This window comes from Achromobacter sp. RT286_PF (genome assembly GCF_059760425.1).
In genome coordinates, this window is sequence record NZ_JCBAMR010000096.1 from 1 (window position 1) to 269 (window position 269).

1 rRNA gene is annotated in these 269 nt (G+C 50.9%); it reads left to right on the plus strand.

The features are described from left to right. Positions 1 to 207 precede the first annotated feature (207 nt). Positions 208 to 269 (plus strand): 5S ribosomal RNA (gene rrf / locus AC6LJY_RS28005); the annotation flags it as partial.

The window sequence follows — 269 nt, forward strand, 5'->3', positions numbered from 1 at the left end:
ATCCTATAACACTGATGGTTATTGACCTGGTGATATAGCGTTCCAAGTGTCGTTCAATACAAAATCTGGCTGCACCGTCAGCAGCCAGCCAACACCAATTACGACCCCCTGTGCATGATCATCGAGCTAGCCTCTGATCATTCACACGTTGTGTTTCTTCCAAGATTGGAGCCGTTGCGCTAACCCGCAACCGCTCAACCAGTTACGCCTGACGACCATAGCAAGGTGGTACCACTCCTTCCCATCCCGAACAGGACAGTGAAACGCCT